The following is a 24087-nucleotide window of genomic DNA, read 5'->3' as shown; positions in this document are numbered from 1 at the left end:
AATGTCACAAGAATGTAAAGAATTGATAATATTAGTAGTTGAAGATGAGGTTAAGGCTAGAGAATCAATGATTAATATATTAAGCGAACGCTTTAGTAAAGTAATCGGAGCTCAAAATGGAGATGAGGGGCTTAAAAAATTTAAAAAATTTAAGCCAGATTTAGTTATCACAGATATTGCTATGCCTATTATGGATGGACTGGATATGGCAAGAGAGATTAAAGAAATTTCAGATGATGTTCCAATTGTTGTTCTTAGTGCGTATTCAGAGAAAGAGAGACTTTTGCGTTCTATTGATATTGGTATAGATAAATATTTGATTAAACCTGTTGATATAGAAGAGTTGTTTAAAGTTTTAGATTATCTGATAGGTGAAAAAATTGAAGCAAATATGCTTGTAAAAATTTCTGAAGAATATCAATTTAACAAAACTAAACGAACTTTAATTTACAGTGGTGAAGAAATTGTTTTAACTAAAAAAGAATTGGCTTTTATTTCTTTGCTTTTAAAGCAACCTGGGGCTTTGGTTTTGCATGAAGATATTAAGAAAAATGTTTGGATAGGTGAACATGTGAGCGATACTGCTGTTAGAACTTTTATAAAAAGAGTAAGAGATAAAGTGGGTGAAGATTTTATAAAAAATGTGCCAAGTTTAGGTTATAAGATAAATATCAATAAATAAGACTGATTTAACCTTAAAATATAAAGCATAACAAATGATTAACAAAATTGTTGTTTTTAAGAAAAAATGTATAATTAATATTCTATAATATTCTCTTGTTATCAAAAATTTTAAGGAGAAAGTCGATGCATCCAGGTAATGTATTAAATTACGACTATACGGTTACAAGATATTTTATGTTTGCGACCATATTGTTTGGCATTGTTGGTATGGCTATAGGAACTCTTATAGCTTTTCAAATGGCATATCCTAATTTAAACTATTTAGCAGGAGAATATGCCACTTTTTCAAGACTTAGACCACTTCATACTTCGGGTGTGATTTTTGGTTTTATGCTTTCAGGGATTTGGGCAACTTGGTATTATATAGGTCAGCGTGTTCTTAAAGTGAGTATGGCTGAGTCAAGATTTTTAATGGCTGTTGGTAAGCTTCATTTTTGGCTTTATATGCTTACTATGGTTTTAGCTGTTATATCTTTGTTTATGGGTGTGACTACATCTAAAGAATATGCAGAGCTTGAGTGGCCTTTAGATATTCTTGTTGTTCTTGTTTGGGTTTTATGGGGTGTAAGTATTTTTGGACTTATTGGAATTCGCCGTGAAAAAACCCTTTATATTTCTCTATGGTATTATATAGCTACATTTTTAGGTATAGCTATGCTTTATCTTTTTAACAACATGGAAGTACCAACTTATTTTGTTACTGGAATGGGTAAATGGTGGCATAGTGTATCAATGTATGCAGGAACAAATGATGCTTTAGTACAATGGTGGTATGGACATAATGCTGTGGCATTTGTATTTACTGTGGGTATTATTGCTCAAATTTATTACTTCTTGCCAAAAGAAAGTGGTCAGCCGATTTTCTCTTATAAACTCTCTTTATTTGCATTTTGGGGCTTAATGTTTGTTTATCTTTGGGCAGGTGGTCACCATTTGATTTATTCAACTGTACCTGATTGGATGCAAACTATGGGTTCGGTTTTCTCTGTAGTATTGATTTTACCTTCTTGGGGTTCAGCGATTAATATCTTGCTTACTATGAAAGGTGAGTGGAGTCAGCTTCGCGAGAGTCCGTTGATTAAATTTATGATTTTGGCATCAACTTTCTATATGTTCTCAACACTTGAAGGGCCAATTCTTTCAATTAAATCTGTTAATGCTTTAGCACACTTTACAGATTGGATTCCAGGACATGTTCATGATGGAACATTAGGTTGGGTAGGATTTATGACTATGGCTGCGCTTTATCATATGACTCCTAGAGTTTTCAAAAGAGAGCTTTATAGCAAATCTTTAATGGAAGCTCAATTTTGGATCCAAACCACAGGTATAGTTCTTTATTTTGCTTCAATGTGGATTGCGGGTATTACTCAAGGTATGATGTGGAGAGCGACAGATGAGTATGGTAACTTGCTTTATAGCTTTATTGATACTGTTGTGGCTATTGTTCCTTATTATTGGATTAGAGCGATTGGTGGATTGTTGTATCTTATCGGTTTCTTTATGTTTACTTATAATATTTACAAAACAATTGCTTGTGGAAGAGTGCTTGATAAAGAACCAAAAAGCGCTTCGCCTATAGCAGCATAAAAAGGAGAAAATATGTTTAGTTGGTTAGAAAAAAATCCATTCTTTTTTGCTGTAGCTGTTTTTGTAGTGATTGCTTATGCAGGCATAGTTGAAGTTTTACCAAATTTTGCAGAAAATGCAAGACCAATTGAAGGTAAAAAACCTTATACGGTTTTACAACTTGCAGGGCGTGCAGTATATATTAAAGATAGTTGTAATGCTTGTCATTCACAGCTTATTCGTCCATTTAAATCAGAAACAGATCGTTATGGTATGTATTCTGTAAGTGGTGAATTTGCTTATGATAGACCTTTTCTTTGGGGCTCAAAAAGAACAGGACCTGATCTTGCTCGTGTAGGAAATTATAGAACGGCTGATTGGCATGAAAATCATATGTGGGATCCTACTTCTGTTGTTCCAGATTCTATTATGCCTTCATATAAGCATATGTTTAAAAATAATGCAGATATTGAAACTGCTTATGCTGAGGCTTTAACTGTGAAAAAAGTTTTCAATGTTCCTTATGATGCAGAAAATGGAACAAAACTTGGTTCTTGGGAGGATGCACAAGCTGAAGTAAAAGCTGAAGCTCAGGCTATAGTTGATCAAATGAAAAATCAAGAAGTAAAAGATGCTTTTGCTAAAGGTGAAATCAAAGAAATAGTTGCTTTGATCGCTTATTTAAATAGTTTAAAGTAAGATGATGGAACATTTATCAATAGTTTTTGATGTGATTAAAAATTTAATCACATTTGATTTAGCAACAGTTCAAAAACATGAGTGGGAGATTTTCCAAGGTTATGGTTTTTTTGCACTCGTGATGTTTTTGTCAATAGTATTATATGCGTATTTGTATCATTTATATAGAACAGAAAAAAAAGGCGAGAGAAATTATGAAAATTATGCAAACCTTGCCTTAAAAGATGATATTGATGATAGTGTATTAGAAAGTAAAAGGAGTGCTTAATGCAATGGTTAAATTTAGAAGATAATGTTAATCTCTTATCTTTAATTGGAGCTATTCTTATCATTTTAATCACACTGGTTATTGTGGGTAGAATGTTTAAGCAAATGAAAGAAAAAAAAGGCGAGTCAGAGCTTAGTGAACATAGTTGGGATGGAATAGGAGAGTATAAAAATGCTGTTCCTACTGGTTGGGCTGTGGTATTTTTCCTGACTATTGTTTGGGCTATTTGGTATTTTCTATGGGGATATCCTTTAAATTCTTTTTCAAGTATAGGTCAATATAATGAAGAAGTAGCAACTCATAATACAAAATTTGAAGAAAAATTTAAAAATTTATCTCCTGAAGATAAAATAGCAATGGGTCAAAATATCTTTTTAGTTCAGTGTTCGGCTTGTCATGGAATTACAGGAGATGGTATCAATGGTAAAGCTCAAAATTTAAATATTTGGGGTAGTGAAGAAGGTATAATCAATGTAATTAAACATGGTTCAAAAGGTATGAATTTTCCAGGTGGAGAAATGCTTGGTGCTGCTGATTTAGGTGTAGCAGAAGAAGATATTCCTGCTATTGCTGCTTATGTAGCAAAAGATCTTTCAGCTATTAAGAAAACTGCAAATGAAAATTTAGTAGCAAAAGGTAAAGAAGCTTATGCAACTTGTGCAGCATGCCATGGAGAAGATGGAAAAGGTCAAGATGGAATGTTCCCAGATCTTACAAAATACGGTTCTGCAGCTTTTGTAGTAGATGTTTTACATAGTGGTAAGGCTGGTTTTATAGGAACAATGCCGAGTTTTCCAACACTTAATGATATTCAAAAAGAAGCTGTTGGCGAGTATGTAATTTCTCTTTCAAGGGGTGAATGATGGAAAATAATAATAGATGCGTGTTTTCTCTTTCAGGTGTTACAGGTATGTTAATTGCTACGGTTTTGTTGCTTGCTATCTTAGCAGTTTTAACTATTTGGGGTCTTAAAGCTCAGCAAGAAGTGATGCAAAAGCCATATAGTCTTAAAGATGTACAAAGTGTAAAGATGTTTGGTTCAAAAGAACAAGATCATAGAAGTATAAAGGAAGCACAATGAGTAAGGCTTTGGAATATTTAATTGTTATTGGTTTAGTTGTTGCTGCTGCAATCACCGCTTGGTCGGTTTTGACCGTAAATCATCTTCATATAGGATGAAAAAAATATTACAAGATGGCTTTTTTTTAGCTATCTTCTTCTTTGTTTTATTGCCTTCTAGGGTTTTTGCTCTTGATGCTGTACTTTTTAATGAAAATATTTTAAGTCAAAAAGTAAGTAACGAGATTAATCTTATAGGAAAAGAGCTTTACCAAAAAAGTAATATTTTTATCGGCGTTATGGTTGGTGATAAAACTGAAATTGAAACTTTATTAAATAAACAAAAAGAACTTCCTCAATCTTATATATTGCTTCTTTTGTCAAAAAATTCTCACAAAGTTGATATAGTGGGCTCAAAAGGTGCTTTAGCTTTGATTGATAAAGAAGCTGTGCTTAGTCCTTATCCTGGAACAGGATCTATTTTGCCGATATTAGCTACAAATAAAGGTGATATTTATAATGCTGCTATACTTAATGGTTATGCAGATATTGTAGATCGTGTGGCAAAATCCTTGGGATTACAATTAGAACATTCTATAGGTAATGCAAATCGTGATACTATCAATATTTTAAGAATACTTATCTATGGATTTATTTGCTTTGCATTGTTATACTATGCACAAAGAAGAATAAAGAGGAAAAAAAATGTTAGAAACTAAAAAAAGTTTTTGGCCTTATGGTATTTTGCTTTCACTTTTGGCTATAATTATTGCTTGTATTGTAACGATTTTTATAGCAAGTCACCATCCTGTGTATGAGGATGATTTTTATTTTGACTCTTATCAAAATGTTGAAAATAATTACAATCAAATACAAAAACAACAAGTAAATTTTGATAAATTTTTTAAAGTAAATTTTCAAAATGATAAAATCACTTTTATAGGTAAAAGAAAAATTCCTAGTTATGAAGTGGATCAAAATTCCTATGTTGCAAATTTTAAAATTTCTGCATTACAAAATATAAATTCTAATGATTTAAAAGTTCAAGTTCTTCTTACAAGACCATTCACTAAAAATTTTGATCAAAAGTTAGAAGGACAAGTTAAAAATGGAATTTTAAGTATCGCTTTACCTAAATTAGATAAAGGTAGATGGGAGCTTAAGCTAAAGTTTTATGCAAATCAAGAAACAGTGGGTTTTTTTAGCTACGAATTAAATGCTCAATGAAATTAAGAATTTTTAGCTCTTCAAGGCAAATTAGAGAATATTATAATCAAAAAAAACAGCAAAATGCTTTATTAGATAGTGCTATTCATATAGGTGAATTTTTAGATAAAGTTTGTTTGAGCAATTTTCATAAAGCAAGTTCTTATGAAAGTTTGCTTTTAATGCAAGAAGCTTGTCTAAAAAGTAAGGATTTAGAAAAAAAACTAGGAATTTCGGTAGAATTTTTTGCTTTTTTGAAAAATAACGAATATCTTTTTTCTTTTTTTAAAGAACTGAGTTTGGAAAAAAAAAGCATAGAAGATCTTAAAAACAATGATTATTATGCCACCTATAATGAACATTTGGAAATTTTAGATGAGGTATATAAGAATTATCTTGCTTTGCTTGAAAAGAATTCTTTTTATGATGATCTTTCTTTACCTAAAAATTACACTCTTAATAAAGATTTTTTAGATGAGTATGAAGCTATAGTTTATGATTTGCAAGGTTTTTTAAGTAAATTTGAAGAAAATTTATTAAGTGAAATTTCTCAGATTAAAGAAGTGGTTTTAAGTTTTAAAACGAGTAAATTTAATCTTGAATATCTTTTAAAACTTGATTTTTTAAAAATATTTGATTTAAAAATAAACACTCATTATGAAATCAATCTTTCAAAACAAGAGATCTTAAAAGAAGAAATTTTTAAAACAAAAAATTCAAAAATGAAACTCAAATCTTTTGAATTAAGGGCTTTGCAATGTGCTTTTGTTATGGATGAAATTTCACATTTTGTACGCAAAGGTTTAAAGCCTGAAAATATTGCAGTTATAACTCCAGATGAAAGTTTTTGTGAGTTTTTAAGACTTTTTGATAAAGACAATATGCTTAACTTTGCAAGTGGAATTAGTATTAAAGAGAGTTTGTTTTATCAAAAATTTCAAGCACTTTATGAAAGTGCTAGTAGTGCTTCTTTTGTCTATAAAAATCAAGAGGATTATTTTGAAGACACGCAGATGATTTTTGATTATCACAATACGCTTTTACATTCTTTAAAACTTGATTTTATAGAGTTTAAAAAGTATTTTGATGAGAAATGTGATTTTGAATATTTTGAAAAATTACTTGCTTTGTTTTTAGAAAATGAAAAGCAAGAGCTTATGTATTTGATACGAAAAGAACTTTATTTTATTAAAGATTTATTGAAAAATCAGTCTTTAACTCTTAAAGAGTTGATCCATCTTTTTTTCATGCAAATTTCACAACTTTCCCTTAGTGATGTAGGTGGAGGTAAGGTTACGGTAATGGGACTTTTAGAAAGTCGTGGGCTTTGTTTTGATGGAGTGATTTTGGTTGATTTTAATGAAGAATTTATTCCTAAAAGAAGTGTTAATGAGCTTTTTTTAAACAATGAAGTGCGTAAAAAAGCAGGATTGATTAGCTATGATAGAAGAGAAAATTTACAAAGATTTTATTATGAAAGCTTGATGAAGAATGCTTTAGAAGTAAGTATTTGCTTTGTGGAAAATGAAGAAAAAAGCAAATCACGTTTTTTAGATGAACTTGATTTTGACTTTTTTTATGAAACTCATATCCACCAAAAAGCTTATCTTAATGCTTTAAAATTAGACTATGAAGGCATAAAACCTAATCTAACTCCTATAAAAGCTCCTATTTTAAAGCATAATCCTTTCGAGTTTCCGCTTTCTTTTAGTCGTTTTAATTTATTGGAAAATCAAAAAAGAACTTATTATTATCGTTATATTTTAAATTTAGCAGAACCTAGGGTTTTAAGCGAGGAAAGCAAAGCGAAAAATCAAGGAAATTTTATCCATAAAATGCTTGAAATTTATTATAAAAATTATGCAAATAATGATTTTGATATAAAAGTTTTTGCAAATTTATTGGATAAAGAATATCAAAAATACAATATCAGTGAACTTGATCTTGAAGTATTTAAATTAAAATTTATACAATTTGCTAAAAATGAAAAAGAGCATTTTTCAAAAGGCTTTTATGTCGTACATACAGAGCTTGAGTTAAACAATATTTTAAAGCTCGGAACAGATAGTATAAAATTTAAGGGTACTATAGATCGTATCGATAGTTCAAAAGAAGGTAATTTGATTATTGATTATAAAAGTGGAAAAGTGCCAAGTAATTCTTATCAACTTGCTTTTTACCAAGCTTTATATGATAAAAATGCAAGCGTGGGTTTTTATGATTTAAATAGTATGCAAATATTGCATCAAAAAGCCAAAAGTTTAGATGAGCTAAGAGAAAGACTTAAAGATTTAGTTCTTATGAGTAAGGAAGAAATAGAGTTTGAAAATGAACAAGATGAGTATTGTCCTTATAAACTCATTTATAAAAAGGAATTAAAATGAGTCAATTTGAGCCTTTTTTGGCATTAGAAGCGAGTGCAGGAAGCGGAAAAACCTTTGCCCTGAGTGTGCGTTTTGTAGCACTTATTTTAAAAGGAGCTAGGATTAATGAAATTTTAGCTTTGACTTTTACCAAAAAAGCTGCTAATGAAATGCAAAAAAGAATTATTGAGACTTTTTTAAACTTAGAAAAAGAAAATAAAACCAGTGAATGCAATGAACTTTGCAAGCTTTTAGGTAAAGATAAAGAAGAGCTTATTTCTTTAAGAGATGCTAAAAAAGAAGAATTTTTAAGAACAGAGTTAAAAATCAGTACTTTTGATGCTTTTTTCGGAAAAATTTTGCGTGTTTTTGCTTTAAATTTGGGCTTAAGTAGTGATTTTACAATGAGTGAAGAGAGGCTTGATGTAAGAGAGATTTTTTTAAAACTTCTTAAAAAAGATGAATTAAAAGATTTGGCTTATTATATTAATTTAGTTGATGAGAAAGAAAATTTTTTTAACGAGCTTGAAAAATTTTATGAGAATGCTTATTTTCAAAATCGTCCTAAAATTCTAAATCCAACTAAAGCTTATATCAATAAAGCTTATAGTGAGTTAAGAAGTTATTGTTTGGGTCTTACTCATGTAAAAAATTATAAAAATTTGTGTGACAATTTCAAAAGTGAAGTTTTAGATTTATCCGTGTTTATGCAATCAAGTTTTATGACAAAATTTGAAAGTACAAAATATTTACAAGATTTAGAAAGTACTAACTTGCATTTTAGTGCAAAAAGAATGGAGTTTATAAATGCTTTAAATACCTATGTCATAGAGCTTGAAAATTATAAAATTGCTAATTTAATGAATCTTTTAAATCATTATAGTGAAGCTAAAAATATATTTCATAAAGATAAAAATACCTTAAATTTCCAAGATGTGAGTAAAAAAGTTTATGAGTTAATAACCAGTGAATTTAAGGATATGATTTATTTTCGTTTAGATGGTTTTATTTCGCATTTGCTTATTGATGAATTTCAAGATACAAGCGTGATCCAATATCAAATTTTACGCCCTTTGATCGCTGAGCTTGTTTCAGGAGAAGGGGTTAAGAAAAATCGCACTTTTTTTTATGTAGGAGATAAAAAACAAAGTATTTATCGCTTTCGTAAAGGAAAAAAAGAATTATTTGATTTGTTAAAACAAGAATTTAGTCAAATTAAAAGTGATAATTTAAATACTAATTATCGTTCTAAAGAGCTTTTGGTTGATTTTGTTAATGAAACTTTTAAAGAAAAAATCAAAGATTATAAAGAACAATTTGCCTTAGAAAGTAAAAAAGGCGGTTTTGTGCGTATTGTGGAGTCTAAGGAACAAAAGGTTAAAAACCAAGCCCAAGAAATTAAGGAAAAGACTTTAGAAACTTTATTTGAGCAAATTAATTTTTTAAGATCTAAAAATATTTCTTATGATGATATTTGTATTTTGTGTTGGAAAAATAGCGATGCAGATATGGTTTTGGATTTTTTAAGAGAGCAAAATATTCCTGCATTTACTCAAAGTAATGTTTTGCTTGAAAATAAAGCAAGTGTAAGACTTGTTTTAGAATATGCTAAATATTGTATTTTTGGTGATGAGTTTTACTTGGTATTTTTAAAGGAACTTTTAGGTTTTGAGCCCAGAAAAATTACCCTTGATTTTTCAAAAAATGCTATGGAAAATGTACTTTTTTTAATAAAAGAATTAAAACTTGATTTAAATGATATCGCTTTAATACAATTTATCGAATATGCTAAAACTAAGGAGAATTTTTTAAAGCTTTTATTTGAGCCTTGTGCTTTGAAAATAGTAAGCGAACAAAATATGGGAATTAGTATTATGAGTGTGCATAAATCTAAGGGTTTGGAATTTGATCATGTGATTTTACTTGATAGTTTATCTAAAAACAATTCAAACAATGAAGATATCATGCTTGAATATGATATCAATCAAGGTTGGCAACTCCATATTAAAGATAAAATTCGAGAGCTTACTAAAGAGCCTATTTATACTCTTTTTAAAGAAAATATTACAAGAGCAAATTATGAAGATGATATTAATAAACTTTATGTGGCTTTTACAAGAGCTAAGGAAAGTTTGATCATCATAAAAAGAAATGAAGAAAGTGTAAATGGAAATTATCCAAGTTATTTTAAGGGGGGATTTTTAAATATACATTCTCAAGAGAGAGGTTTTTTAGAAAGCAAAGAACAAATTTTAAGCGTTAAAAAAGAAAGCATTCAAACTTTGCAAAAATTTGAAAAAATTACCTTGCAAGAAATTCAAAGCGAAGAAAGGCTTGATAGTAAAGAACTATATTTTGGAAATGCTTTTCACTTTTTTATGCAAAATTTAAAACTTCCTAAGGGTGAAAATTTTCAAATACTTACTCAAAGATGCAAGAGTAAATTTAGACATTTTTTAGATGAGAGTGATTTTGAAAAGCTTTTTAAAAGAATTGAAATTTTACTTAAAAATATTCAATTTCAAAATTTGATTGGTGATGGAAAGCTTTTAAAAGAACAAGCTTTGAGTTTTAATGGAGAAATTAAACAATTAGACTTGCTTGCTTTAAAAGATGAAGAAGCTTTTATAATTGATTATAAAACAGGTCTTGCTATGCAAGATAAACATAAAGAGCAGGTAGGAACTTATAAGATCGCCATTAGTGAAATTTTGCAAAAAGATAAAGTGCGTGCTTTTATAGTTTATTGTTTGGAAAATGAAATTCAAATTTTGGAAATATAAACTTTATTTTTACTTAAATTAAGTAAAAATTAATATTATTTTTTATACAATCACATTTTAAATTTTTGGCAAAGGTAAAAATTATGACAAAGATAACAAAGCCAAACGAAGTAAAACGAGAATGGATTGTTTTAGACGCAGAAGGCAAACGCTTTGGTCGTCTTTTAACTGAAGTAGCAACAATTTTGAGAGGTAAAAACAAACCTTGCTTTACTCCAAATGTTGATTGTGGTGATTATGTAATTATCATCAATGCTTCAAAAGCTGTATTTACAGGTGCTAATAAAGCAGAAGATAAGCTTTATCATAGACATTCAGGATATTTTGGAAGTGTAAAAAGCGAAAAATTTGGTGATTTACTTGAAAAAAATCCTGCAAAATTATATAAATTAGCAGTTAGAGGTATGCTTCCTAAAACAAATTTGGGCAGAGCTATGCTTAAAAAATTAAAAATCTATGCGGGTAGTGAGCACCCACACACTGCACAAATTGCTAAAGAAGGAAAATAATCATGGCAACAACATACGCAACAGGTAAGAGAAAAACTGCTATCGCAAAGGTATGGGTAAAACCAGGTAGTGGTAAAATTAGTGTTAATGGTGTTGATTTAAACACTTGGCTTGGTGGACACGAGGCGATTAAGCTTAAAGTGGTTCAACCTTTACTTGTGACTAAACAAGAAACTTCAATGGATATTAAAGCAACTACTTTAGGCGGGGGCTATAGTGCTCAAGCTGAAGCTTTAAGACATGGAATTTCAAGAGCTTTAGCAGCTATGGATGCTGATTTTAGAGCCTTATTAAAACCTAAAGGACTTCTTACTAGAGATAGTAGAACTGTTGAGCGTAAAAAATATGGACGCCGCAAAGCAAGAAGAAGCCCACAATTCTCTAAACGTTAATATTTTTGGTGGGATTTTCCCACCTTTCTACAATTTTTTATAAAACTCATCCTTTTTTCTATCATTTATGTTATAATTGCAAAATTTAAATTTTTATTTTATAACACAATGAAAGGTTTTTTCTATGAAAAAAATATTCTTATGTTTAGGTTTGGCAAGTGTTTTATTTGGTGCTGATAACAATGTAAAATTTGAAATCACTCCAACTTTAAACCATAATTACTTTGAAGGTAATTTAGATATGGATAATCGTTATGCACCAGGGATTAGACTTGGTTATCATTTTGACGATTTTTGGCTTGATCAATTAGAATTTGGGTTAGAGCATTATTCTGATGTTAAATATACAAATACAAATAAAACTACAGATATTACAAGAACTTATTTGAGTGCTATTAAAGGTATTGATGTAGGTGAGAAATTTTATTTCTATGGTTTAGCAGGTGGAGGATATGAGGATTTTTCAAATGCTGCTTATGATAATAAAAGCGGTGGATTTGGACATTATGGCGCGGGTGTAAAATTCCGTCTTAGTGATTCTTTGGCTTTAAGACTTGAAACTAGAGATCAAATTAATTTCAATCATGCAAACCATAATTGGGTTTCAACTTTAGGTATTAGTTTTGGTTTTGGTGGCAAAAAGGAAAAAGCTGTAGAAGAAGTTGCTGATACTCGTGCAACTCCACAAGTAAAATGTCCTGTTGAACCAAGAGAAGGTGCTTTGTTAGATGAAAATGGTTGCGAAAAAACTATTTCTTTGGAAGGTCATTTTGGTTTTGATAAAACTACTATAAATCCAACTTTTCAAGAAAAAATCAAAGAAATTGCAAAAGTTTTAGATGAAAATGAAAGATATGATACTATTCTTGAAGGACATACAGATAATATCGGTTCAAGAGCTTATAATCAAAAGCTTTCTGAAAGACGTGCTAAAAGTGTTGCTAATGAACTTGAAAAATATGGTGTAGAAAAAAGTCGCATCAAAACAGTAGGTTATGGTCAAGATAATCCTCGCTCAAGCAATGACACTAAAGAAGGTAGAGCGGATAATAGAAGAGTGGATGCTAAATTTATTTTAAGATAATGAATAAAACTATTTTATTTGATTTAGATGGCACTTTAATTGATTCTACTGATGCTATTTTAAATTCTTTCCAAGGAGTTTTTAAAGCCCTTGGATTAACTTCTAAAAATAATGAAGAAATCAAAAATCTCATAGGTTATCCTTTAGAGCAAATGTTTAGAATGCTTTATCCAGATAAAGTAAATTTAAGTAAAGAATTTGTATTAGCTTATCGTGAAATTTATGCACAAATTTATTTAGAACAAACCACTCTTTTGCCTAAAGCAAAAGAAGCATTAGAACTTGGAAGCGAAATTGCAGATCTTGGTATAGTTACAACAAAAGGAGGTAAATTTACTCCGATTCTGCTTGATTATTTGGGAGTTAAAAAATTCTTTAAAACTTTAATTACTCTTGAAGATGTCACAAATCCAAAGCCAAGTTCCGAACCTATAATTTTAGCCTTAAAAAGACTCAATAAAACTCAAGAAAATGCCTATATGATAGGCGATACAATATTAGATATTCAAGCTGCAATTTCTGCTAATATCACTCCTTTAGCCTTAACTTGTGGCTATGGCAATGAAAATGAATTAAAAACCCATTCTATGGTATTTTTAAACGCATATGAGGCTGTTAATTATATAGCTAGATTAAACTAATTTCAAGTTTTCGTTAAACGCCTTTTAAGAGAATTTATAGTAAATTGGTAGCTAAAAAATTATAAAAATTATCAATATAAAGGAAGGTCTCAATGGGTAAAATTATGAAAACTATGGACGGAAATGAGGCTGCTGCATACGCTGCGTATGCTTTTACTGAAGTTGCTGGAATTTATCCTATTACACCTAGTTCTCCTATGGCTGATTACACCGATATGTGGGCAGCTGCAGGTAAAAAAAATCTTTTTGGAGTTCCTGTAAAAATCGTAGAAATGCAAAGTGAAGCAGGTGCTGCAGGTAGTGTGCATGGATCTTTACAGGCTGGAGCTTTAACTACAACTTATACAGCTTCTCAAGGATTACTCCTTAAAATTCCAAATATGTATAAAATAGCAGGTCAATTGCTCCCCTGTGTAATCCATGTAGCAGCGCGTTCTTTGGCTGCTCAAGCTTTGTCTATCTTTGGCGATCATCAAGATATTTATGCGGCAAGACAAATTGGTTTTGCTATGCTTTGTTCGCATTCTGTGCAAGAAACCATGGACTTAGCTGGTGTAGCACATTTAGCTGCAATTAAGGGAAGAGTGCCATTTTTGCATTTTTTTGATGGTTTTAGAACAAGCCATGAAATTCAAAAAGTTGAAGTGATGGATTATGCGCATTTTGATAGATTATTAGATAGAGAAGCTTTGCTTGAATTTAGAAATAATGCTTTAAATCCAGAAAATCCAAAAACACGCGGAACAGCACAAAATGATGATATTTATTTTCAAACTAGAGAAGTAAGCAATCGTTTTTATGATGCTTTGCCTGATGTTGTTAATGAATATATGCAAGAAATTTCAAAAATTACAGGTAGAGAATACAAACCATTTACTTATTATGGTCACAAAGAGCCAGAGCGTGTGATTGTTGCTATGGGTTCTGTAACTCAAGCACTTGAAGAAGTGGTGGACTATCTTAATGCCAAGGGTGAAAAGGTAGGGATTTTAAAAGTTTATCTTTATCGTCCATTTAGTTTAAAATATTTCTTTGATGTTATGCCAAAATCAGTGAAAAAAATCGCAGTTTTAGATAGAACCAAAGAACCAGGAAGTCTTGGGGAGCCACTTTATCTTGATGTAAAATCAGCTTTCTATGGAAGAGAAAATGCTCCTGTTATAGTAGGTGGAAGATACGGACTTTCTTCAAAGGATGTTGATCCTGCTCAAATGATAGCAGTATTTGAAAATCTTAAACTTGATAATCCAAAAGATGGCTTTACTGTAGGTATAGTTGATGATGTAACTCATACTTCACTGAGTACTGGAGAGAAAATTTCACTTGGAGATGAAAGTACGATCGAATGTTTATTTTACGGACTTGGTGCTGATGGAACTGTGGGTGCAAATAAAAACTCGATTAAAATTATCGGGGATAAAACGGATTTTTACGCTCAAGCTTATTTTGCTTATGATTCTAAAAAATCAGGGGGTTATACAAGAAGCCATTTAAGATTTTCTAAAAAACCTATCCGTTCAACTTATCTTGTTTCAACTCCGCATTTTATCGCTTGTTCGGTAGCGGCTTATTTGGAAATTTATGATGTTTTAGCAGGAATTCGTAAAGGAGGAACTTTCCTTTTAAATAGTATTTGGAATGCTGAAGAAACCATAAGACAACTTCCAGATGCAGTAAAGAAAACTTTAGCTGAAAAAGAAGTAAATTTTTATATCATCAATGCAACCAAACTAGCTCGTGATATAGGTTTGGGAAATCGTACAAATACCATTATGCAATCAGCTTTTTTCAAACTTGCAAAAATCATTCCTTATGAAGACGCACAAAAATACATGAAAGAGCTTGCGTATAAATCTTATAGTAAAAAAGGCGATGCTATTGTAGAAATGAATTACAAAGCTATTGATGTGGGTGCTGATGGACTTGTAAAAGTTGAAGTGGATCCAAATTGGAAAAATTTAGAGCTTAAAGAAAAAGAACAAACCAATGCCTATAAAGGCACTGAATTTGTTGAAAAAATCGTAAAACCTATGAACGCAGCTAAGGGTGATGATTTACCTGTTTCAGCCTTTTTAGGTTATGAAGATGGAAGTTTTGAACACGGCACAACCGAATATGAAAAACGCGGTGTCGGGGTTATGGTGCCAAGATGGATAGAGGCAAATTGTATTCAATGTAATCAATGTGCTTCAGTTTGTCCGCATGCTGTTATCAGGCCATTTTTGATCAATGATGAAGAAATGGCAAATGCACCTCGCGGTGTAAAAGATCATGCTTTAGAAGCTAAAGGAACCAAAGGAGAAAAATTAAGCTTTAAAATTCAAGTTTCTCCACTTGATTGTACAGGCTGTGAGCTTTGTGTTCATGAGTGTCCTACTAAAGAAAAATCTTTGGTTATGGTACCACTTCAAGAAGAGATGGATTTTGGTGAGCAAGAAAATGCGGATTATTTATTTAAAGAAATCACATACAAAGATGATATTTTAAATAAAGAAACTACAAAAGGAGCACAATTTGCCCAACCTTTATTTGAATTCCATGGAGCTTGTCCTGGATGTGGAGAAACTCCTTATATTACTTTAATTACAAGATTGTTCGGTGAAAGAATGATTGTGGCTAATGCGACAGGTTGTAGTTCTATTTATGGGGGTTCAGCTCCATCAACTCCTTATAGAAAAAGTGTGAAAAATGGACACGGTCCTGCTTGGGGAAATTCACTTTTTGAAGACAATGCTGAGTTTGGTTTGGGTATGAAAATTGCAACTGAAAATACAAGACACCGCATTGAACATATCATGAATGAAAGTATGCAAGAAGTTCCAAATGCTTTATCAGCTCTTTTTAAAGATTGGATTGCAAATAAAGACAATGGTGCTATGTCTGTGGAAATTAAAGATAAAATGATCCCTATTTTAGAGCAAAATAAAAATATTAAAGCCGTACAAGATATATTAGAGCTTAAACAGTATTTAAGTAAAAAATCTCACTGGATTTTTGGTGGTGATGGTTGGGCTTATGATATAGGCTATGGCGGACTTGATCATGTTTTAGCAAGTGGAGAAAATGTAAATATTTTAGTGCTTGATACAGAAGTTTATTCTAATACAGGCGGTCAAAGTTCAAAATCTTCTAGAACAGGAGCTGTAGCACAGTTTGCAGCAGCAGGCAAACCTATACAGAAAAAAGATCTAGGTCAAATTGCTATGACTTATGGTTATATTTTTGTAGCGCAAGTAAACTCAACGGCAAATTATACTCATCTTATCAAAGCTATCACTGCAGCTGAGGCCTATGATGGACCATCTTTGGTGATTTGTTATTCTCCTTGTATAGCTCATGGTATTAAAGGTGGGCTGGGTTACTCAGGAGAGCAAGGTGAGCTTGCTACAAAATGTGGTTATTGGCCACTTTATACCTTTGATCCTCGTTTAGAAGAGCAAGGAAAAAATCCTTTAACTCTAACAGGAAAAGAACCTGATTGGGATTTATATGAGCAATTTTTGATGAATGAAGTGCGTTATAATTCACTTAAAAAAGCAAATCCTGAACACGCTGCTGAGCTTTTTGAACGCAATAAAAAAGACGCTCAACGTCGCTATAGACAGCTTAAGCGTATCGCTATGGCTGATTATAGCAATGAGGTCGAAAGCTGATAAAATATATTTTTAGTGCTACATTGTGTTTTAGCACTTTGTTTGCACAAGATAATTTTGAAGAGTATTTTAAACTTATAGATAAAGAAAATCGTATAAATTTTAATACTCTTCAAAACCCATTTGTGAATCCTACTTTTGAAAAATTAAGACATATTAAAATTACTGCAATTATGCTTGATAAAGTAAAAATTTATGATCGATGGTATAAAAAAGGTGATATGATTGATGATGCTATAATATATGAAATAAATACTAAAGAGATTAAATTCCAATATGATAATTTAGAAATTGCAATCCAAATAAATAAAAATGATAAGATTAATATTAATTAACATTCTTTTTTGCCATTATCTTTATGCTTTAGATTGTCAAAAGCGTCTTTTTGATATCAGTATTAATGAAAAATTAAGCATACAAGAAAGTCTTGATGAGCTTGCAAAATATTGTTCTTTTAGTATTATTGTTAAAGATAAAATTGCCAAAGAAAAATTAGAAATATTGCAAAACTCTGTCAATATTCATCAAATGAGTTTAGACGAAATTTTTAATTTTTTTATCAAAGAGCATGATCTTAGCTATGATTTTGATGGTAAAATTTTAAGAATTTCAGGCATTAATACGAAGATTTTTAAGATAAGTTATATCACTTCTATCAGAGAAGGACAAAGCATAACTAAAGCGTCTGTAGACGCTAAACCAAGGCAAAGTGAATATAGCGGTAGTTTTGATGACGCAGAAGACAATATGATTAAAAGTATGGAAAAATTTGATTTTTGGCAAAATATAGAAAAAGAGATTATTGTATTATTAAAAAATTCTCATGAAGATTATGAGGCTAAAACTCCCATTATAAATCCCAATGCAGGTCTTATTATAGTAACTGGAACAAATTCTCAGTTAAAAAGTGTGAAAAATTATTTGCAAAAACTAGAAAATCGTCTTAAAAAACAAGTTATTATCGATGTTAGCATACTTGCTGTGAGTTTAAATGAAAACCATTCTAGTGGGATTAATTGGCAAAATTTTAATATAGGTTTAAATTCGCAAGTAAATAATGAAAATTCTTTTATTCAGTTTCAAAATGGGCAAGGTTTTGTTAAGAATTTGGGTTTAAGGGCGAATTTAAATTTTGATTCTATTATTAACTTTCTTTCTCAAAATGGAAAAACTAGCGTGCTTTCTAATCCAAAGCTTATGGCTTTAAATAACCAACAAGCCATTATTTCTGTAGGTGATACTATAAATTATCAAGTTAAAGAAAGTTCTAAAGGCACTGAAAATGGGACTACTGTTAGTGAAAGTTATAACAATTATTCTATTTTTGTAGGCATTTTACTCAATATCTTGCCTGAAATTTCTGATGATGGAAAAATAATGCTCAGGATTAATCCAAGCTTAAGTGATTTTAAGTATCCAGAAGATAATAAACGACAAAAAGAACCAAGAACTATTGCTCCTGATACCATACAAAAAAAGCTTTCTAGTGTTGTGCAAGTAGAGAATAATCAAACTTTAATTTTAGGTGGATTGATTTCTCACGATAAATCTAATGAGAAAAATTCTATCAATTTTCTATCAAAAATTCCAATCCTAGGTTCTTTGTTTAAAGGAGAAGTTTTAAATTCTAAAGCAACCGAAATTGTTTTTATTATCACTCCAAGTATAGTAGATAGTGTAAATGCTCCAAGTCTTAAAGATCTAGGATTTAAGCATTATGAGTAAAATTATTCCATTTAGAGAAGAAATTTTTCATCAAATCAATCAAATTTTAGAAAGCCAAAAAGCTTTTATTTTTTTATGGGGAAAAAGTGGTAGTGGTAAAAGTGTATTGTTGCAAAGATTGGCAAAAAAATATAATGTTGATTTTATTAATGAAAATTTTAAAGATCAGAGTTTCTTAAAAGAAAAAATTGAGTTTTTGATTTCACAAGGTCAGAGTTTAATCATTCTTGATGAAGTGGGAATGTATGATTATGCAATGCTAGAAAGCATCAGGATTTATAGTGATTCTATAAGTTTTGTTTTAAGTTCTCATAAAAAGTTAAATATACTTAAAAAAGAGCATTTTAAAAGTCGTTTAAGTGCTTGTTTTAAATTGAAAAATATTAGTCTTTTAGAACTTGATGATTATATTAAATTGAAATTCGGAATGAATTTTTCAAATAAATGTCTTAAGTTTTTACAAAAAATTTCTCAAGGAAATTTAAGATATATTGATAAAACTTTAAAAAGTTTTTATGAGATAAATAGTTTTTTTGATAAAAACAAAAGTCAAGAGTATATTTTAAAGCTTAGTGCTTTAGAGAATGGCTTATTAAGGTAAGATATGCAAGAAAGAATTAAAGAGCTTGAGCTTAGGTATAAATACTTTTTACTTAAAAAATATTTAAAATATTTATTGTTAGTTATTTTAATATCAGTTATAGCATTTTGTTTTTTTGTGCTAATGCAAAAATATAATAAGCAAAAAAATATTTATTTGCAAGCTATTGAACATAAAAAGCATTTAGAGCAAAAGATTCTTCAAGCGCAAATTTTACAAGAAAAAAATAAGATTTCTAGGGAAAAGTTATATAAAGAACTAGAAGAAGTTAAAGCGGTGCAGGAAAATACACATATTAGTAAGATAGAAATTGATTCTAAAATTTTAAATATTTCTGATTTAAAAAAATCTTTTTATCAAAATCCAAACTATGAAAAGGCATTAAATTTAGCTAAGAAGTATTTTGATATTAAAGCTTATCAAAAGACAATATTTTGGGCTTTAAAAGCCAATGAACTTGACAAGCAAAAACAAGATTCTTGGCTGATTTTTGCTCAGGCTAAAAGAGCTTTAGGCGAAGAAAAAGAAGCTCAAAGTGCTTTAGATGCTTATATAAATTATTATGGTTTAATTGAATTAGATGGAAAGTAGAATGGATAAAATTTTTCAAGCTTATATTGATAATGAAATAAGTCTTGATGAAATTTGCACTAAATTTAATATCACTTCTTGGGATTTTTTTAACAAATTAGCAAATTTTTGTAATTTACATTTTGTTGATTTAGATGAAGATAATGATTTTATTTATGAAGGTATACCTTTTTCTTTACTTTTAAAATTTAAATTTCTGCTTATTAAAAACAATGACGGCTTTATGATTATTAGATCCAAACCTTGTTCTTTAGAGCTTTTAGAGCAAGTTAAGACTTTTATGATTTGTGAAAAAATCGACACTGCAATTGCCGATGAATTAAAGATAGCTAAAATTTTAAATCAAATTCGCATTCAAGAGGAGATTAAAAGATTAAGCATTAAGCTTAGACTTGAATGGCAAGAAAATTACAAAAGAGATGATCAAAGTTGCATCAGTCAAATTTTTGATTTTTTATTACATGAAATTTTATCTTTTCATGCGAGTGATATTCATATAGAGGCAAGAAATGATGATGCTTTGATTAGGTTTAGGGTTGATGGAATTTTGCGTGAATTTGCTATTTTTGAGAAGGATATTTATGAAGCTTTGGTTTTTCATGTCAAATTTTTAGCTTGTTTGAATTTAGCTGAATCAAGAAAAACACAAGATGGAAGTTTTGAATTAGATTTTGAAAATGAAAGATATGATTTTCGTGTTTCATGTTTGCCTTTGATTTATGGAGAAAGTGTTGTTATAAGAATTTTAAAACATGATAAAGAAATTTTGGATTTGTATAAACTAAATCTTGGAAATAAAAATTTAGAAATTTTAAAAAAGATTTTACATCGTCCCAATGGAATGATTTTATTAACCGGTCCTACAGGTAGTGGTAAAAGCACAACTTTATACGCGTGTTTAAATGAGTTGAAAAGTATTGAAAAAAAGATTATTTCCGCAGAAGATCCTATAGAATATAAAATTCCTTTAGTGCAGCAAATTTTGCTCAATTCAAAAGTTGGAGTCGAGTTTAATAGTGTTTTAAGAGCAATTTTAAGGCAAGATCCTGATATTATCATGATAGGAGAAATTCGCGATGAAGAAAGTTTAGATATTACACTTAAAGCTTCTTTAACAGGTCATTTGCTTTTAAGCACCTTGCATACTAATGATGCTCTTAGTACCATTGATAGGCTTTTGGATATGCAAGCAAAAAGTTACTTGATAGCATCGGCTTTGAGTCTTGTTATAGCACAGCGTTTGGTTAGAAAACTTTGTCCTTGGTGTAAGCAAAAAAGCAAAAAACATTATATTGAATTTGAAGGTGAATTTTTTGAACCAAAAGGATGTGAGCGTTGTCATCATAGTGGATTTTTTGGCAGAGAATTAATCGCTGAGTGCTTAGAGATCAATGAAGATTTAGCTTGTGCAATTAGGGAAAATCAAGATAAAACGATTTTAATGGAGCTTGCAAAAAAATATGGCTTTCAAACTATGTTTGAACAAGGTTTAAAAAAAGCCAAAGAAGGTCTTACAAGTATAGATGAGCTTTTAAGGGTTGTAAGATGAAATTTTATGAAGTGGAATTTCTTAAAAACAATCAAAATTATACAAAAACTATAAAAGCTGAAAATTTAAATACAGCACAAGCAAAAGCCTTATCAAAGAATTGGAAAATCATTGATATAAAAGAAATTCAAAAATCTAATTTTCAGAGATTAAAAGATGAAAATTTTATACTCTTTTTTAAAGAGCTAGCTTTGTTGTGTGAAGTTGGATTAAGTGTTCAAGAAGCGATTAGAGAATTATATCTTATGCACTCTTGCAAGATTATGAAAAAAATATTAGACAATTTAATTTTAGCCCAAAATCTAAATCAAGCTTTTGAAAATGCTAATTTTGGATTAAATCGTGCGGAGTTAGCTTTGATTAAAACGGCTGAAAAGACAGGAAAAATCAGTGAAGTGTTTAGTCAAATTTCTAAACTTCGAGAAAAAAGCTTAGAGAGTCAAAAACAATTGAAAAAGGCTTTTAGATATCCTACTTTGGTTTTTTTAAGTATTATCGGAGCATTTTTGTTTTTAATGCTTTTTGTAGTGCCTAATTTTAAAGATTTATTTGAAAATTTAGGCGCGAGTTTGCCTTTTATCACGCATGTAATGTTAGAAATTTATAATTTTTTAGATGACTATGGAATTTTTTGCATATTTTTGTTTGTTGTTTTTATTGTTATGCTTATTTTAGCTTATAAAAATTTTCATTCTTTTGCTTTTTCTTGCGATTTTTTATTTTTAAAAATACCTTTGATTTCTCGTTTGATTATTTATAATCAAAATTATTATTTTTTTATGGTTTTTTCTTTGCTTTTAAAAAATGGAATTTCAATATCTAAAGCTTTTGATTTAGCTATTATAGGGCTTGAAAATAAATTTTTAATTTTTCAGTATAAAAAACTTTTTAGTTTTATAGATTCTGGTCTTGAGTTAAGTCAGGCTTTTAAAAAGATTGATATTTTTGATTCTTTGGTATTTTCTATGCTCAGTGTTGCGATGAAAAGTGGAAGACTTGAAGTGTTAAGTGAAGAAATTGCCAAATATTATCAACAAAAAAGTGAAAATTTAATGGATAGATTTTTGGTTTTTTTAGAGCCTATGATGACTTTATTTGTGGCGTTTTTAGTTTTGTTTTTGGCTTTAGGTATATTTTTACCTATGTGGGAGCTTAGCTCAGGGGTCAATTTTAACTAAAATAATCCCAAGCTACTTTAATAATAGTAGCTCCTACAACGATTAAAAATAAAGTTTTTATAAACTTTCCATTAGTTTTTAACACAAGTTTTGAACCCAAATAAGCTCCTAAAACTTGTCCTACACCCATAAGCAAACCTACAGCCCATAAAAGTTCATATTGCCATAAAAATATAGCAAGAGCAATGATGTTGCTTGTGAAATTTAAAATTTTAGTATTAATGCTCGCTTTTCTCATATTAAAACCTAGTAGCATCACACAAGCAAAAATCCAAAATGAACCCGTTCCAGGCCCTAAAAATCCATCATAAAATCCTAAAGTTAAGCCACAAATTAAATGAAAAATTTTGATATTTTTTATTTTAGGTTCGCTTTCGTGTTTGCCTAAGTTGGGACGTAAGGCTGTATATAAGAAGGTAAGAGTTAAAAAGATTAAGATAATAAGCTTTAATTGCTCATCTTTTACAAAAAGAACACTATAACTTCCTATAGCTGCTCCTAAGGCTGTGAAAAAAACACCCCAAGCAAGATGAGGTAGAGTGGTGGATTTAAAATAAGTTAAAGTAGCCGTAAAAGAACCAAAGACGCTTTGGAGTTTGTTTGTTGCTAAGGATAAATGCGCAGGAATTCCACAGGCTATGAGTGCTGGTAGAGTAATAAGTCCTCCTCCACCTACAATAGAATCTATAAAACCAGCAAAAAGAGCTACAAAAAAAAGTATGAAATAATAAATCGTATTTAAGTGCTCAAAACCCATTCTTCACTCCTTAAATTTGTCAATTTCCTTACTTTGCCCTAAACGATAGAGTGCAAAGTCATATTTTATGGGATCATTTGCATCTAATTTTTTTAAATTTAGTGTGAGTTCTAAAACACTTTTATAATCATATATTTTACGCTTTAGAAGTCCTAAAGTCAAGGAAATTTTATGTGCATGTGTATCAAGTGGAATTAAAAGATCTTTGGTGTGAATTTTGGTAAAAAGTCCAAGATCAAGTTCATCTTTTCTAACCATCCATCTTAGATACATATTATAGCGTTTAAGAGGTGAAGTAGGAGTGTTTTGCCAAATTTTTCCAAAGAAAAAATCATATCCATAACTTGAATATGAATTTAAGGTTTTGATTTTTTGCATAAAAGCTAAGATGGCATCTGTGGTATTTTCTCTTTCTTGATAGGCTTGATAAAAAAGTTCGTAGAGTGAAATTTCATTTTTCAGCCTTGAAAGAGTGATAAAAATTTCTTGTATATCTTTTTCATTTTGGAAGCGGTATTTTAAATTTTTAAGTTCTTTTTTTATTTGTTTTTCTTGAAGGTTTAATAAAGAAAAATCAAGTTTCTTTAGAAAATTTACTATATTTTTAGCATTTCCATAGGCAAATAAAGCACAAATTAAGGCAATAAATTCATCATTGTGAATTTTAGCAATTTGCAAAGGATCTGGAGTTTCAAAAAGGGAATGATTGGTATTTTTTTGATTGGCTAAAAAATCGAGCTTAGCTTTAAGATGGATAAAATTTTTCATTTGATATT

24 protein-coding genes are annotated in these 24087 nt (G+C 29.9%); 22 read left to right on the top strand and 2 right to left on the bottom strand.

Annotated features, from left to right (window positions below; all coding sequences use genetic code 11):
- Nucleotide 1 precedes the first annotated feature (1 nt).
- The 22 genes from bumR (at nt 2) to AJ882_RS01810 (ending at nt 22554) form a co-directional block, all read left to right on the top strand.
- Complete coding sequence (gene bumR / locus AJ882_RS01915; RefSeq protein WP_002858876.1) at nt 2–682, top strand: butyrate response regulator transcription factor BumR; 681 nt, start codon at nt 2–4, stop codon at nt 680–682.
- 125 nt (nt 683–807) lie between these two features.
- Nucleotides 808–2274 (top strand): cytochrome-c oxidase, cbb3-type subunit I, encoded by a 1467-nt coding sequence (gene ccoN, locus AJ882_RS01910; protein WP_011049990.1) that lies wholly within the window; start codon nt 808–810, stop codon nt 2272–2274.
- 12 nt (nt 2275–2286) lie between these two features.
- Nucleotides 2287–2952, top strand: a complete 666-nt coding sequence (gene ccoO / locus AJ882_RS01905) for a cytochrome-c oxidase, cbb3-type subunit II (RefSeq protein ID WP_002851187.1) — start codon at nt 2287–2289, stop codon at nt 2950–2952.
- 4 nt (nt 2953–2956) lie between these two features.
- The gene (locus AJ882_RS01900) at nt 2957–3220 is read left to right on the top strand and encodes a cytochrome c oxidase, cbb3-type, CcoQ subunit (RefSeq protein WP_002804842.1); all 264 of its coding nucleotides are present in this window, start codon (nt 2957–2959) and stop codon (nt 3218–3220) included.
- The gene (locus AJ882_RS01895; protein ID WP_002851306.1) at nt 3220–4083 is read left to right on the top strand and encodes a cbb3-type cytochrome c oxidase N-terminal domain-containing protein; all 864 of its coding nucleotides are present in this window, start codon (nt 3220–3222) and stop codon (nt 4081–4083) included. Before AJ882_RS01900 ends, AJ882_RS01895 begins: the two co-directional genes overlap by 1 nt.
- Nucleotides 4080–4301: a DUF4006 family protein gene (locus AJ882_RS01890; protein ID WP_002858873.1), complete on the top strand. Its 222-nt coding sequence runs from the start codon at nt 4080–4082 to the stop codon at nt 4299–4301. Before AJ882_RS01895 ends, AJ882_RS01890 begins: the two co-directional genes overlap by 4 nt.
- A complete protein-coding gene (locus AJ882_RS01885) occupies nt 4298–4399 on the top strand; it encodes a hypothetical protein (protein ID WP_002858872.1) in 102 nt (33 codons plus the stop codon). The genes AJ882_RS01890 and AJ882_RS01885 overlap by 4 nt, the downstream gene beginning before the upstream one ends.
- Entirely contained in the window at nt 4396–4998 is a 603-nt protein-coding gene (locus AJ882_RS01880) for a hypothetical protein (protein WP_002851454.1), read from the top strand. Before AJ882_RS01885 ends, AJ882_RS01880 begins: the two co-directional genes overlap by 4 nt.
- Nucleotides 4985–5506: a FixH family protein gene (locus AJ882_RS01875; protein ID WP_002851150.1), complete on the top strand. Its 522-nt coding sequence runs from the start codon at nt 4985–4987 to the stop codon at nt 5504–5506. The genes AJ882_RS01880 and AJ882_RS01875 overlap by 14 nt, the downstream gene beginning before the upstream one ends.
- Nucleotides 5503–7869: a PD-(D/E)XK nuclease family protein gene (locus tag AJ882_RS01870; RefSeq protein ID WP_070279643.1), complete on the top strand. Its 2367-nt coding sequence runs from the start codon at nt 5503–5505 to the stop codon at nt 7867–7869. Before AJ882_RS01875 ends, AJ882_RS01870 begins: the two co-directional genes overlap by 4 nt.
- Nucleotides 7866–10631 carry a RecB-like helicase gene (locus AJ882_RS01865; RefSeq protein ID WP_070279641.1) on the top strand — a complete coding sequence of 922 codons (2766 nt, stop codon included), beginning with the start codon at nt 7866–7868 and terminating at the stop codon, nt 10629–10631. Before AJ882_RS01870 ends, AJ882_RS01865 begins: the two co-directional genes overlap by 4 nt.
- 83 nt (nt 10632–10714) lie before the next feature.
- Nucleotides 10715–11140 carry a 50S ribosomal protein L13 gene (gene rplM, locus AJ882_RS01860; protein ID WP_002779321.1) on the top strand — a complete coding sequence of 142 codons (426 nt, stop codon included), beginning with the start codon at nt 10715–10717 and terminating at the stop codon, nt 11138–11140.
- Between the two features lie 2 nt (nt 11141–11142).
- Nucleotides 11143–11532, top strand: a complete 390-nt coding sequence (rpsI, locus tag AJ882_RS01855) for a 30S ribosomal protein S9 (RefSeq protein WP_002851459.1) — start codon at nt 11143–11145, stop codon at nt 11530–11532.
- 124 nt (nt 11533–11656) lie between these two features.
- Nucleotides 11657–12616, top strand: a complete 960-nt coding sequence (cadF, locus tag AJ882_RS01850; protein WP_002867241.1) for a fibronectin-binding outer membrane protein CadF — start codon at nt 11657–11659, stop codon at nt 12614–12616.
- Nucleotides 12616–13257, top strand: a complete 642-nt coding sequence (locus tag AJ882_RS01845; RefSeq protein ID WP_002867242.1) for an HAD family hydrolase — start codon at nt 12616–12618, stop codon at nt 13255–13257. Before cadF ends, AJ882_RS01845 begins: the two co-directional genes overlap by 1 nt.
- Before the next feature lie 92 nt (nt 13258–13349).
- Complete coding sequence (gene nifJ, locus AJ882_RS01840; protein WP_002877436.1) at nt 13350–16910, top strand: pyruvate:ferredoxin (flavodoxin) oxidoreductase; 3561 nt, start codon at nt 13350–13352, stop codon at nt 16908–16910.
- Nucleotides 16911–16933: 23 nt separating this feature from the next.
- Complete coding sequence (locus tag AJ882_RS01835) at nt 16934–17245, top strand: hypothetical protein (protein ID WP_002855438.1); 312 nt, start codon at nt 16934–16936, stop codon at nt 17243–17245.
- Nucleotides 17223–18635: a pilus (MSHA type) biogenesis protein MshL gene (mshL, locus tag AJ882_RS01830; protein WP_002856543.1), complete on the top strand. Its 1413-nt coding sequence runs from the start codon at nt 17223–17225 to the stop codon at nt 18633–18635. Before AJ882_RS01835 ends, mshL begins: the two co-directional genes overlap by 23 nt.
- Nucleotides 18628–19236 (top strand): ATP-binding protein, encoded by a 609-nt coding sequence (locus AJ882_RS01825; protein WP_002851464.1) that lies wholly within the window; start codon nt 18628–18630, stop codon nt 19234–19236. Before mshL ends, AJ882_RS01825 begins: the two co-directional genes overlap by 8 nt.
- A 3-nt stretch (nt 19237–19239) precedes the next feature.
- Complete coding sequence (locus AJ882_RS01820; RefSeq protein ID WP_002867245.1) at nt 19240–19827, top strand: hypothetical protein; 588 nt, start codon at nt 19240–19242, stop codon at nt 19825–19827.
- Nucleotides 19817–21376, top strand: a complete 1560-nt coding sequence (locus AJ882_RS01815; RefSeq protein ID WP_070279639.1) for a GspE/PulE family protein — start codon at nt 19817–19819, stop codon at nt 21374–21376. The genes AJ882_RS01820 and AJ882_RS01815 overlap by 11 nt, the downstream gene beginning before the upstream one ends.
- Nucleotides 21373–22554, top strand: a complete 1182-nt coding sequence (locus AJ882_RS01810; RefSeq protein WP_002867247.1) for a type II secretion system F family protein — start codon at nt 21373–21375, stop codon at nt 22552–22554. The genes AJ882_RS01815 and AJ882_RS01810 overlap by 4 nt, the downstream gene beginning before the upstream one ends.
- On the opposite strand, the gene AJ882_RS01805 is transcribed toward AJ882_RS01810, so the two are convergent.
- Nucleotides 22547–23311 (bottom strand): TSUP family transporter, encoded by a 765-nt coding sequence (locus tag AJ882_RS01805; RefSeq protein WP_002855821.1) that lies wholly within the window; start codon nt 23309–23311, stop codon nt 22547–22549. The two genes, AJ882_RS01810 and AJ882_RS01805, sit on opposite strands and share 8 nt — an antisense overlap.
- A 3-nt stretch (nt 23312–23314) precedes the next feature.
- On the bottom strand, nt 23315–24079 hold the full coding sequence (locus tag AJ882_RS01800) for a TIGR02757 family protein (RefSeq protein ID WP_011049985.1): 765 nt from the start codon (nt 24077–24079) through the stop codon (nt 23315–23317).
- Nucleotides 24080–24087: the final 8 nt, after the last annotated feature.

Origin of the sequence: Campylobacter sp. BCW_6461, from assembly GCF_001762735.1 — a bacterium.
Taxonomy (GTDB): Bacteria; Campylobacterota; Campylobacteria; order Campylobacterales; family Campylobacteraceae; genus Campylobacter_D; species Campylobacter_D jejuni.
Note: the sequence above shows the minus strand (reverse complement) of the source record. Positions and strands in the feature narration are given on the sequence as shown.